The sequence below is a fragment of the Mycolicibacterium lacusdiani genome (assembly GCF_021916785.1).
In the GTDB taxonomy this organism is placed as follows: Bacteria; Actinomycetota; Actinomycetes; order Mycobacteriales; family Mycobacteriaceae; genus Mycobacterium; species Mycobacterium lacusdiani.
This window is the reverse complement of record NZ_JAKCFC010000013.1, coordinates 33573-46136: the sequence shown is the minus strand read 5'-3', so window position 1 is coordinate 46136 and position 12564 is coordinate 33573. Positions and strand designations below refer to the sequence as shown.

At 69.4% G+C, this 12564-nt stretch carries 10 protein-coding genes and 1 tRNA gene; 8 read left to right on the top strand and 3 right to left on the bottom strand.

All coding sequences use genetic code 11. The annotated features are described in order from the left end of the window. The first annotated feature begins 60 nt into the window (after positions 1–60). The 6 genes from LOK44_RS27385 to LOK44_RS27360 all read left to right on the top strand — a co-directional run bounded on the left by LOK44_RS27385 (position 61) and on the right by LOK44_RS27360 (position 9566). On the top strand, positions 61–1353 hold the full coding sequence (locus LOK44_RS27385; RefSeq protein WP_237573237.1) for a multidrug effflux MFS transporter: 1293 nt from the start codon (positions 61–63) through the stop codon (positions 1351–1353). Next, positions 1350–3131 carry a penicillin-binding transpeptidase domain-containing protein gene (locus tag LOK44_RS27380; RefSeq protein ID WP_237573236.1) on the top strand — a complete coding sequence of 594 codons (1782 nt, stop codon included), beginning with the start codon at positions 1350–1352 and terminating at the stop codon, positions 3129–3131. The genes LOK44_RS27385 and LOK44_RS27380 overlap by 4 nt, the downstream gene beginning before the upstream one ends. Before the next feature lie 48 nt (positions 3132–3179). Next, on the top strand, positions 3180–5546 hold the full coding sequence (locus LOK44_RS27375) for a lysylphosphatidylglycerol synthase transmembrane domain-containing protein (RefSeq protein WP_237573235.1): 2367 nt from the start codon (positions 3180–3182) through the stop codon (positions 5544–5546). Positions 5547–5589: 43 nt separating this feature from the next. After that, entirely contained in the window at positions 5590–6057 is a 468-nt protein-coding gene (locus LOK44_RS27370; RefSeq protein WP_237573234.1) for an SRPBCC family protein, read from the top strand. Next, complete coding sequence (locus LOK44_RS27365; protein WP_237573233.1) at positions 6050–7867, top strand: sulfatase-like hydrolase/transferase; 1818 nt, start codon at positions 6050–6052, stop codon at positions 7865–7867. Before LOK44_RS27370 ends, LOK44_RS27365 begins: the two co-directional genes overlap by 8 nt. 64 nt (positions 7868–7931) lie before the next feature. Next, a complete protein-coding gene (locus tag LOK44_RS27360) occupies positions 7932–9566 on the top strand; it encodes a peptide chain release factor 3 (protein WP_237573232.1) in 1635 nt (544 codons plus the stop codon). Positions 9567–9576: 10 nt separating this feature from the next. On the opposite strand, the gene LOK44_RS27355 is transcribed toward LOK44_RS27360, so the two are convergent. Then, positions 9577–9659, bottom strand: a tRNA-Leu gene (locus tag LOK44_RS27355). Positions 9660–9692: 33 nt separating this feature from the next. Between LOK44_RS27355 and LOK44_RS27350 the strand changes: the two genes are divergently transcribed. Both LOK44_RS27350 and LOK44_RS27345 read left to right on the top strand, forming a co-directional pair. Then, positions 9693–10070: a hypothetical protein gene (locus LOK44_RS27350; RefSeq protein WP_237573231.1), complete on the top strand. Its 378-nt coding sequence runs from the start codon at positions 9693–9695 to the stop codon at positions 10068–10070. Beyond that, positions 10067–10444: a DUF3817 domain-containing protein gene (locus LOK44_RS27345; RefSeq protein ID WP_237573230.1), complete on the top strand. Its 378-nt coding sequence runs from the start codon at positions 10067–10069 to the stop codon at positions 10442–10444. Before LOK44_RS27350 ends, LOK44_RS27345 begins: the two co-directional genes overlap by 4 nt. Here LOK44_RS27345 and LOK44_RS27340 read toward each other — a convergent pair. Together LOK44_RS27340 and rdgB are read right to left on the bottom strand one after the other, a co-directional pair. Further along, a complete protein-coding gene (locus LOK44_RS27340; RefSeq protein WP_308192807.1) occupies positions 10422–11912 on the bottom strand; it encodes an MFS transporter in 1491 nt (496 codons plus the stop codon). The two genes, LOK44_RS27345 and LOK44_RS27340, sit on opposite strands and share 23 nt — an antisense overlap. Before the next feature lie 51 nt (positions 11913–11963). Beyond that, positions 11964–12563, bottom strand: a complete 600-nt coding sequence (gene rdgB, locus LOK44_RS27335; protein ID WP_237573229.1) for an RdgB/HAM1 family non-canonical purine NTP pyrophosphatase — start codon at positions 12561–12563, stop codon at positions 11964–11966. Between the last annotated feature and the right edge of the window lies 1 nt (position 12564).

The window sequence follows — 12564 nt, the reverse complement described above, 5'->3', positions numbered from 1 at the left end:
TACCGTGATAGTTGTAATCTGATAAGTATCACTTGATAACTACTTGAGGAGAGTCGCGCCGTGGCGCCAGACACCCGACCCCAACCCACCGGGACCATCACGCCCGCCCTACTCGTCACGCTGGCGCTGTTGTCGGCGGTCGCGCCGTTCGCCACCGACCTCTACCTGCCTGCGTTCCCCACCATGGTCGACGACCTGCACACGTCGGCGACGGCCGTGCAGCTGACGCTCACGGCGTTCCTGCTCGGCCTGGCCGCCGGGCAGCTGCTGTTCGGCCCCCTTTCGGACCGGTTCGGACGCGTGCGGCCGATGCTGGTCGGTGCCGCCGTGTGCGTCGTCGCAAGCGCCACAACCGTTTTCGCGCCCACCATCGAGGTGCTGATCGGCGCCAGGTTCGCCCAGGGCGTGGCAGGCGCGGCAGGCATGGTGATCGGCAGGGCGATCATCGCCGACCTGGCGTCGGGCAAGGCGGCCGCAAGGGCGTTCAGCCTGATGATGATCGTCGGTGGCGTCGCCCCGGTCATCGCCCCGCTGGCAGGCGGTTTCCTGGTCGGCCCGATCGGCTGGCGCGGCGCGCTCGCCGTCATCCTCGGACTGTCGACGCTGATGCTGCTCGCCGTCGTCCTCGTGGTCCGCGAGACCCACACCGAACACCGGCGAACCCAGCTCCGCGAGTCACGCGCCACGCTGGGCTCGCCCCTGCGCGACCTGCTGGGGCGCGCCTACCTCGGCCACGCCGTCGCGTTCTGCGGCGCCTTCGCGACGATGATGGCCTACATTTCGGCGTCGCCGTTCATCTACCAGTCGATGATGGGACTCAGCGCCGGTCAGTACGGCGCGATGTTCGGCGTCAATGCGCTCGCCCTGCTCAGCGCCAGCGCGCTGTCTGCACGTCTGATCGCGCGCGTCGAGGTCCGCAGGGTCGCGGCGGTCGGCATGGCGTCGATCGTGACGGCGACCGTGGTGCTGCTGACGTTGGCGCTGTCCCCCGCACCGGCCGGTTGGCTGGCGCTGCCCCTGCTGGTGATCGTCGGCAGCATGGGCCTGATCTTCGGCAACACCACCGCACTCGCGCTGGGCGCCGCCCCGCGCGCCGCGGGCATGGCGTCGGCCGTCCTGGGCGCACTGCAGTTCGGCGTCGCCGCGGCGGTGTCGCCGCTGGTGAGCATCGCCGGCGAGGACACGGCCGTCCCGGCCGCGATCGTCATGGTGTGCACCAGCGTGCTGGCGGTCACCAGCTTCGCGATCGCCGGCAGGCGCAACGACAAGGCAGGCCGTGCCGGCAGCACTCGACACACCGCCGCTGAGCGCCCGACCCCTCGGAAGGCGGTGGCTACTCTCGAGAGGCCATGACTCGACGTTGCGCCGTATCGCTCGTGCTCTGTGTCCTCCTGCTCGGATCGACGGGATGTTCGCTGTTCTCGTCAGCCGGCCCGGCCGACGCGTTCCGCGCCTTCGCCGAGGCGTTGCAGCGCAAGGATCCCGGCGCCGCGGCAGCGGTCACCACCGACCCGTCCGCGGCCACACCGGCCATCACGTCGATGTTCGACGGCATGCCTACCGACGCCACGCTGACCGTCGAGGCCTCTGAGTCGGGCGACGACGAGAACCAGGCGACACTGGCCTACCAGTGGTCGTTCGGGCCGGACAAGACGTTCGGCTACGACGCCAAGGCCACCGCCACGCAGTCGGGTGACGACTGGCGCGTGCAGTGGACCCCGGCCGTACTGCACCCCCGGCTACGCGACGGCGTCTCGTTCCAATACAGCGACGACAAGGACCTCCTCACCCCGGTCACCGACCGCGACGGCCTGCCGCTGATGACCTGGCAGACCGTCGGCGTCGTGACCCTGGCGCGTGAGCAGGCCGCGTCGGCGGCAGCACTGGCACCACTGCTGCAGCAGTTCGCCCCCACCATCACCGACGCGAGCATCGCCGAGCAGTTCGCAGGCACCCAGGACGACGTCGTCACCGTGGTCCGGCTCCGCGAGCCGGACCTGGCCGTCGTGCGCGACCAGCTGGCCCAGATTCCCGGCGTCACGGTCTCCGAGCAGGGTGCGCTGCTCACCGCGAACCGAGACCTGTCCTCACCGGCGATCAGCGGGCTCGCCGACGTGTGGCAGCAGAAGATCGACGCCGCCGCGGGATGGTCGGTCACCCTCGTCGGTGCCGACGGCCAACCCACCGACCAGCTCGCGTCGACGCCGCCCAAGGACAGCCCGCCGATCCGCACCACGCTGGACGGCCGGCTGCAACTGCTCGCCCAGCAGGCCGTCGCCGCGGAACCGCGCCCCGCGGTGCTGGTCGCCATCTCCCCAAGCACCGGCGGCATCCTCGCGGTCGCGCAGAACGCCGCCGCGAACGCGCAGGGGCCGGTCGCGCTGTCGGGCACCTACCCACCCGGTTCCACCTTCAAGACCATCACCACCGCCGCGGCTCTGCAGGCAGGCATCGCCACACCCGAGAGCCCACAGGCATGTCCGGGTCGCGTCACCGTCGAGAACCGGACGATCCCCAACGACGACGAATTCGACCTGGGCACCGTCCCGCTCACCACGGCGTTCGCACGCAGCTGCAACACCACGATGGCCGTGCTGTCCGACCGGCTCCCGGCCGACGCGCTGCCGACCATGGCCAAGCTGTTCGGCATCGGGGTCGACTACGTCATTCCCGGCATCACGACCATCACCGGCAACGTGCCCAACGCCGACACCCCTGCCCTGAAGGTGGAGAACGGCATCGGGCAGGGCACGGTGACCGTGAGCCCGTTCGGCCTCGCGGTCGCCGAGGCCAGCCTCGGGCACGGCTCGACCATCACCCCCACGCTCGTCGTCGGCGAGCAGACCACCGCCGACGCGGAGTCGCGGCCCATCCCGCCGGAGATCGTGGACAGCCTGCGCGCCATGATGCGCCAGACCGTCACCGACGGCACCGCGACCGAGCTGCGCGACGTCGTCGGCCTCGGCGGGAAGACCGGAACGGCCGAGTTCGGCGACAACACCAGCTCACACGGCTGGTTCGCCGGGATCGTCGACGACATCGCGTTCGCGACGCTCGTCGTCGGCGGGAACACCTCCGGCCCCGCGATCACGGTCACCGGCGACTTCCTCCGCCCCGCGGTCGGCGGCTGAGCGGCGTTTCGCCCGCTCCCATCGCTCGTGTACGGGGAAGCTAGGGCCATGCGCGTCGACGGCCGGGACATCACCGTCTCGGGCAACCTGTTGCAACCGCTGCACCGGCGCACCAACGACATCCTGCGACTGCTGATCGCCACGGTCGTCCTGGCGATCATCGTGACGAGTTCGCTCGTCACCCGGCAGGACTGGGTGGCGCTGGAGGAGTCGATCTCCGACATCCTCGGGGTGCTCACGCCCGCCCAGTCCAACCTCGTCTACCTGGTCTACGGCCTGGCAATAGTCGCGCTGCCGTTCGTGATCCTCATCGGGCTCATCGCAACCCGGCAGTTCAAGCTGCTCGGTGCCTACGCCGCAGCCGGGCTGATCGCCATCCTCGCGCTGTCGATCACGTCCAACGGGATCGCAGCGCCGCAGTGGCACCTCGACCTGTCCGAACGGCTCAACACCACGCTGTCGCAGTTCCTCGACGACCCGCGGTGGATCGCGATGCTGGCCGCGGTGCTGACCGTCTCAGGCCCGTGGGTGCCCGCCCGGTGGCGGCGATGGTGGTGGACGCTGCTGCTGGCGTTCGTGCCCATCCACCTCGTCGTGAGTGCGGTGGTCCCGGCCCGCTCCCTGCTCGGCCTCTCCGCGGGCTGGTTCGTCGGCGCGCTGACGGTGCTCGTCGTCGGGACGCCGGCACTGGAAGTGCCCCTCGCCGCCGCCGTTCGGGCACTGGGCCGACGCGGCTGCACCGTCTCCGAACTGCGCGTGGTGCGCCCCGCCGGGCCGGGGCCGCTGTTGATGTCGGCGTTCTGCGTGGACGGGAACGGGCCTGCCGTCGTCGAGATGTACGGCCCCAACCAGCGCATCGGCGGCGCCCTTCGTCAGCTGTGGCGGCACCTGACCCTGCGCAACGACGAGACCGCTCCCCTGCAGACCTCGATGCGACGCGCCGTGGAACACCGGGCGCTGATGGCGATCGCGATCAGCGATCTCGAGCTGTCCAACACCACGACCATGGCCGTGGCCGCGCTCGACCGCGGCTGGACGCTGTACGCCCACACCGACGCCGACGGCGAACCGTTGACCGACGCGGTCCCCGTCGACGTCCCGTGGCGGGCGTTGCGCGCGCTGCACGACCATCAGATCTCGCACGGAGACCTGCGTGCCGGTGCGATCACCATCGTCGACGGCAACGCGGTGTTCGGCGGATTCGGCCACGCCGAGTACGGCGCGTCGGATGCTCAGCTGCAGTCCGACGTCGCGCAATTGCTCTTGACGACCACTGCGCTGCACGGTGCCCAGGCCGCGGTCGCGGCGGCCATCGCCGCGTTCGGCGCGGACACCGTGCTGACCGCATCGCGCCGACTGTCGAAATCGGCCATGCGGCAACGTCTCCGGAAGTCCGTCACCGACGCCAAGACCGTGATGTCGACCGCGCGCGACGAGGTGAAGCGCCACACCGGGGCCGAGCGGATTCAGGCCGAGACCGTCACGCGATTCAGCCGCAGTCAGCTCATCCAGTTGGTGCTGCTGGTCGCCCTCGTGTACGTCGCGTACCCGTTCATCAGCACCGTGCCCGCATTCTTCGCCGAGTTGAGCACCGCGAACTGGTGGTGGGCACTGCTGGGCCTCGCGGTGTCCGCGCTGCGGTACGTCGGCGCGGCGTCGGCGCTGTGGGCCTGCGCATCGGAGAAGGTCAACCTCCTCAACCTGACGATCATGCAGGTGGCTGCCACCTTCGCCGCGACCACCACGCCCGCAGGCGTCGGCGGCCTCGCGTTGAGCACCCGGTTCCTGCAGAAGTCGGGGCTCGGCACCCTGCGCGCGACCGCGGCCGTCGCTCTGCAGCAGTCAGTGCAGGTGATCACCCACGTCACGCTGCTGATCTTCTTCGCCGCCTTCGCGGGAGCATCGGCGAACCTCGAGCGCTTCGTGCCATCGGCCACCGTGCTGTACCTGATCGCCGGTGCCGCACTCGGCGTCGTCGGCACGTTCCTGTTCATCCCGAAGGCGCGGAAGTGGCTGGCGACGGCGGTGCGACCACGCCTGAGCGAGGTCGCACACGACCTCGCCGAGCTGGCGCGCGAACCGAAGCGCCTCGCGCTCATCGTGATCGGCTGTGCCACGTCCACTCTCGGTGCGGCACTGGCACTGTGGGCCAGCGTTGAGGCGTTCGGCGGCGACACCTCGTTCGTGACCGTCACCGTCGTCACGATGATCGGTGGAACGCTGGCCTCGGCGGCGCCGACCCCGGGCGGCGTCGGCGCAGTGGAGGCCGCGCTCATCGGTGGGCTCGCCGCCTTCGGAGTCCCGGCGGCGATCGCAGTACCGTCGGTACTCCTCTACCGGGTGCTGACGTGCTGGCTGCCGGTGTTCATCGGGTGGCCGGTGATGCGGTGGCTGACCCGCAACGACATGATCTGACGCCGCCCGCTGCATTCGCCGACTCGCCTCAGCGGCGAGGGCCGTGGTGTTGAATGATCATGTGTTCGAGGCCAGTCGGGTTCGTACGATATCGGCGTCATCTCAGGCGATCTGGGACGTACTCGCCGACTTCGGCGCGCTGAGTTCGTGGGTCGACGGAGTCGACCATTCGTCGGTGCTCAACGACGGGCCCGGTGGCACCCTGCTGGGGACCAGCCGGCGGGTGCAGGTGGGGCGCAACGTCCTCGTCGAGCGCATCACCGAGGCCGAGCCGCCGGTCCGTCTCTGCTACGAGATCACAGGTCTGCCAAAGCAGTTGCGCTACGTCGCCAACCGGTGGACGCTGCGACCGGCCGGCGACGCCACGCTGGTACGCGTCACCAGCATCGTAGAGATCGGCGCGAACCCACTGAGCCGCATCGCGGAACGACTGGTGTGCCGACTCGCGACCAAGCAGTCCGACGCCATGCTCACCGGACTCACCAGACGAATGGAGTCGGCACATGCCTGACGGTTCACCGCGGCCAGACATCGTCGTCTTGATGACCGACGAGGAGCGCGCGGTGCCGCCCTACGAATCACCCGCCGTGCTGGCGTGGCGGGACCGCACGCTGACCGGCCGACGTTGGTTCGACCGCAACGGTGTGCGCTTCGACCGCCACTACACCGGCTCGCTCGCGTGCGTGCCGAGCAGGCCGACACTGTTCACGGGGCACTATCCCGACCTGCATGGCGTCACGCAGACCGACGGCATCGGCAAGCGCCACGACGACTCGCGCCTGCGGTGGCTGCGTCCAGGTGAGGTACCGACCCTGGGCAACTGGTTCCGCGCCGCCGGGTACGACACGCACTACGACGGCAAGTGGCACATCTCGCACGCCGATCTCGTCGACCCGGCCACGGGCGAACCGCTCGCGACGAATGACGACCACGGCGTCGTCGATGCGGTCGCCGTTCGACGTTATCTCGATGCCGATCCGCTGGCGGCGTACGGGTTCAGCGGCTGGGTCGGACCGGAACCACACGGGGCAGCTCTATCGAACAGCGGCGTCCGTCGCGACGGACTGATCGCAGACCGCGTCGTCACTTGGCTGGCCGACCGCTATGAACGGCGGCGCACGGGCGACGAGGCAGCGTTGCGCCCCTTCCTACTGGTGGCGAGCTTCGTCAACCCGCACGACATCGTGCTGTTCCCGGCCTGGACGCGACGCAGCCCGCTGGACCCCTCTCCGCTGGACCCACCGTCCGTGCCGGCCGCACCGACGGCCGATGAGGATCTCTCGGCCAAACCCGCCGCGCAGATCGCCTTCCGGGAGGCGTACTACTCCGGGTACGGCCCTGCGGCGGCCATCGCCCGGACGTACGAGCGCAACGCGCAGCAGTACCGGGACCTGTACTACCGCTTGCATGCCGAGGTCGACGGTCCCATCGACCGGGTCCGCCGCGCCGTCACCAACGGTGGCTCGACTGAAGCCCTACTCGTCCGGACGTCCGATCACGGCGATCTGCTCGGCGCACACGGTGGGCTGCATCAGAAGTGGTTCAACCTATACGACGAGGCCACTCGCGTGCCGTTCGTCATTGCTCGCATAGGGGCGCAACCCACTCGGCCTCGTACCGTGACGGCACCGACGTCGCACGTCGACCTGGTGCCGACTCTGCTCGCTGCGGCGGGAGTCGACGTCGACGCGACCGCCGCCAAGCTGTCCGAGACGTTCTCCGAGGTGCACCCGCTACCCGGGGTCGATCTCCTGCCAGTCGTGGAGGGTGCCGCCGCGGACGAGGATCGCGCCGTCTATCTCATGACGCGCGACAACGTACTCGAAGGCGACACCGGCGCCTCCGCTGCCGCACGTGGCCTGGGAGTCACCGCCAATCCCCCTGCACCCCTGCGCATCACGATTCCTGCGCACGTCGCCAACAATTTCGAGGGACTCGTGGTGCGCGTCGCGGCCGCCGAGGTGTCCGGGGGCGCCGGCCACCTCTGGAAATTGGTGCGCACGTTCGACGATCCCGCGACGTGGACGGAACCGGGCGTACGACACCTCGCGAGCAACGGCATCGGGGGCGAGGCCTACCGCACGGAGCCGATCGACGACCAGTGGGAACTCTACGACCTGACCGGCGATCCGACCGAGTCCCACAACCGGTGGTCGGACCCGACCCTGCACGCCCTGCGCGGGCATCTCCGGATTCGACTCAAGCAGGCGCAGGCCTCGGCGGTCCCCGAACGCAACGAGCCGTGGCCGTACGTCGAACGTCATCCGCCAGCCAGCCACGACGGACTGATCAGGCAGGTCGTTCGGCGGCTTCGGCAGTAGCGGTCACCCCGCCCGCGGTCACGATTACGGGTTTGGCGGCCACCCCCAATACCATGGACCGAGAATGAACTCTCCCAATGCCACCGTTGCGACAGGCGGGCCGTCGGCACCCCGCGTCACCGCCGAGGCCACCCGCCGCCGCACCTTCGCCGTCATCAGCCACCCCGACGCAGGCAAGTCGACGCTGACCGAGGCGCTCGTGCTGCACGCCAGGGTCATCACCGAGGCCGGCGCGATCCACGGCAAGGCCGGACGCCGCTCCACCGTCTCGGACTGGATGGAGATGGAGAAGGCCCGCGGCATCTCCATCACGTCGACCGCGCTGCAGTTCAACTACTCGACCGCCGGGCAGGACTGCGTCATCAACCTGCTCGACACCCCCGGCCACGCCGACTTCTCCGAGGACACCTACCGGGTGCTGACGGCCGTCGACGCTGCCGTCATGCTCATCGACGCCGCCAAAGGCCTTGAGCCGCAGACCCTGAAGCTGTTCCAGGTGTGCAAGCACCGCGGCATCCCGATCATCACGGTGATCAACAAGTGGGACCGTCCGGGCCGCTACGCACTGGAGCTGATGGACGAGATCCACGAACGCATCGGGTTGCGCACCACACCTTTGACCTGGCCGGTGGGCATCGCTGGGGACTTCAAGGGCGTGATGGACCGCCGCAAGGGCCACTACATCCGGTTCACGCGCACCGCGGGTGGCGCGACCGCCGCCCCGGAGGAGCACATCCCCGCCGACCAGGCTGCCGACGCCGCCGGAAGCGACTGGGAGACCGCGGTCGAGGAGTCCGAACTGCTGTCGATGGACGGCTCGGACTTCGATCCGGAGACGTTCCGCACCGGCGAGTCCTCTCCGGTGCTGTTCACCTCGGCGGCCCTGAACTTCGGCGTCAACCAGCTGCTCGACGTGCTGGTGGAACTGGCGCCCTCGCCGGGGCCCATCGTCGACGTGGACGGGGTGCCCCGGCCGGTCGAATCGCCGTTCAGCGCGTTCGTGTTCAAGGTGCAGGCAGGAATGGATTCCTCGCACCGCGACCGCATCGCCTACGCCCGGGTGTGCTCCGGCACCTTCGAGCGTGGTGACGTGCTGACTCACGCCGGCACCGGCAAGCCGTTCGTCACGAAGTACGCCCAGTCGGTGTTCGGCCAGCAGCGCTCCACGCTGGACGACGCCTGGCCGGGTGACGTGATCGGTCTGGCCAACGCCGCGGTGCTGCGCCCCGGCGACACGCTCTATCGCGATGTGCCCGTTCGGTTTCCGCCGATCCCCAGCTTCTCCCCCGAGTACTTCTCGGTGGCCCGCGGCACCGACCCCAGCAAGCACAAGCAGTTCCGCAAGGGAATCGAGCAGCTCGACCAGGAGGGAGTGGTGCAGGTGCTGCGCTCGGACCGCCGCGGCGAGCAGGCCCCGGTGTTCGCCGCCGTCGGGCCCATGCAGTTCGAGGTGGCCCAGCACCGGATGGCCGCCGAGTTGAGCGCGCCGATCGCACTGGAGTCGCTGCCGTACTCGGTGGCGCGGATCGTCGACCCCGAGGACGCGGAATTCGTCAACAAGCAGCCGTCGGCGGAGGTGCTGACCAGGAGCGACGGCGTAATGCTGGCACTGTTCTCGACGTCGTGGCGGCTCGAGGGCTTCCAGCGCGACAACCCCGGGGTGCACCTGCGCTCGCTGATCGCATCGGCCGAGGACTAGCGGTGTGGAGTGCGGGCGGTGGGATTCGAACCCACACGCTCTCTCGAGCACCGGCACCTAAAGCCGGCATGTCTGCCGTTCCATCACGCCCGCAACGCCGCGATCCTAACGCGGTACCGTTGACCCATGTCCACTACACGGCGTAGGAGGCCGGCGCTCATCCTGCTGGTGTGCCTCGGCGCCGCCGGATGCCTCGCGCTCGCGTGGTGGCAGTGGACGAGATACGAGTCGACGTCGGGCAGCTTCCAGAACCTCGGCTACGCGCTGCAGTGGCCGATGTTCGCCGGGTTCTGCTTCTACGCGTACTACAAGTTCGTGCGCTACGAGGAGGCACCGCCGGTCAAGCCGGACCGCGGCGAGCTGACCGAGATCCCCGCGGGGCTGCTCCCCGAGCGGCCCAAGGCGCAACTGCCGGACGACGATCCAACGCTCGCGGAGTACAACGCCTACCTCGCCGAACTCGCCAGATCCCACGAGACCGAGAACGACAGGACCACGCCATGACCTCACCCGATCCCGAGGCGCCGGCGCAGCGCCCGCAGGCTTCCGATCCGGCGTCGCAGACGCCGAACGACACCGTCCGCAAGGCCCTGACCGGCTATCGGGTGTTGGCCTGGGTGACGGGCGTGTGGCTCATCGCGCTCTGCTACGAGATGGTGCTGAAGTACGGGTTCGGCGACGACTCGCTCAGCTGGATCGCCGTCGTGCACGGATGGGTGTACTTCATCTACCTCATCTTCGCGGCGAACCTGGCCGTCAAGGTGCGCTGGCCCATTGCCAAGACCATCGGCGTGCTGCTGGCGGGCACCATTCCGCTGCTCGGCATCGTCGTCGAGCACTTCCAGACCAAGAAGATCAAGGCGCAGTTCGGGGTCTGACGGCGGCCAGCTCCACCGCCTCCTCCTCCGCCGCGGGTTCGACGGGCCGTGCGATCGGGATGAGCAACGCCAGCACCGCCGCCAGGCCCGCGACCGCCGCGGCGACCAATAGTGCAGTCCGCAGCCCCGCCAGGGACGGCACCTGCGCGCCTGCGTGCGCCACCGTCATCCCGGCGAGGATCGCGCCGATCACCGCGCTGGAGATCGACGTACCCAGTGACCGAGCCAGCGCGTTGATCCCGTTGGCGGCGGCGGTCTCCGAGATGGGAACGGCAGCGTTGATCAGCGCGGGCATCGATGCGTAGGCGAACCCGACGCCGACCGACACGGTGATGTTGAGCAACATGATCTGCCACGGCGCGGCCAGGAGTGCGATGCCCGCGGCATAGGAGACGGAGATGATCGCGGCACCGACGGCCAGCGTGAAGCGCGGCCCGCGCACCGCGGCGATACGCGCCGCGATGGGTGAGGCGACCATCATCGCGAGCCCGCCCGGCGCCATCCAGAGCCCCGTCGCCAGCATCGACTGCCCCAGCCCGAAGCCGGTCTCGCGCGGCATCTCCAGGATCTGCGGCGCGACGAGCGAGAGCCCGAACATGCCGAATGCCACGGCGACCGACGCCACGTTGGTGGCGAGCACGGGTCGCCGCACCGTGGTTCGCAGATCGACGGTCGGCGACGACACTCGCAGCTCCCACCACCCGAACACCGCGAAGACGACCAGCGACGAACCGAACATGCCCAGCGTCAGGCCGCTCGTCCACCCCCAGGTCTGCCCCTTCGAGATGCCGAGCAGCAGCGTCACCAAGCCGCCTGCCAACAGCAGTGCGCCGATCGGATCTAGCCGATCGTCGGAGCGCGAGGGCACGTGCGGGACCAGCGTGGTGAACATGACCAGCGCCATGACGCCAAGCGCCGTGGCGAACCAGAACAGCATGTGCCAGTCGTAGTGCTGGGCGATCACCGCGGACAGGGGAAGCCCGAGCGCACCGCCGACGCCGAGCGATGCGCTCATCAAACCCATTGCGCTGCCGACCTTCTCGGGCGGGACGCAGGCGCGCAGCACGCTGATGCCGAGCGGGATGATCGGGATTCCGAAGCCTTGCAGCGCCCGCCCGACGATCATCGGCAGCAGCGACGTCGTCATGGCCGCGATCAGCGAGCCGACGATCAGCATCAGCGCACAGGTGATCAGCATTGGCTTGGCGCCGTACATGTCACCCAGCCGGCCGAACACCGGCGTGGCGACCGCGGCGGTGAGCAGCGTCGCGGTGACGGCCCACGACGCGTCGGATGGGCTGGCGTCCAGCAGCTTCGGCAGTTCGGGGATCAGCGGGATGATGAGCGTCTGCATCAGGGAGACGCTGATCCCGGCGACCGAGAGGACCGCGATCAGGATGGCCGGATGCCGTGCGGTGAGCGCCGGCCGAGTCGACGACCCGGCACTGCTGGAACCACGACGACCCACGTCGCGCACACTACACGTTAGCTACGCTATCGAAAATTTGCTGCCGCGACGTCAGACGAGCGCGCGCAGTGCCGGCACCAGTTGGGCCAGCGCCCGGCCGCGGTGCGATGCCGCATCCTTCTCCTCCGGGGTCAGCTCGGCCGCCGACCGCGACGACCCGTCCGGGACGAACACCGGGTCGTAGCCGAAGCCGCCGGAGCCGCGTGACTCGAACGCGACCGTACCCGGCCACTCGCCGCGTACCACGGTCTCGCCGCCGGCGTGCACCAGCGCGCACGCGGACACGAACGCAGCACCACGCCGCTCCACGGGGACGTCCTCGAGCTGGCCGAGCAGGAGCGCGGTGTTCGACGCGTCGTCGCCGTGCACACCCGACCACCGCGCCGACAACACCCCCGGCATCCCGTTCAGTGCATCCACCGCGATGCCCGAGTCGTCGGCGACCGACGCCAACCCCGTCGCGCGGAAGGCATCCCGGGCCTTGGCCAGGGCGTTCTCCTCGAACGTCGCACCCGTCTCGGGTGCCTCGTCGAACGCCTGGGCGTCATTCAGCGACAGCAACCGCAGACCGGTGACGCCTGCGGCGTCGAGTACGCGGTGGAGTTCGGCGAGCTTCTTGACGTTGCGCGTCGCAACCAGCAGGTCGGTCACG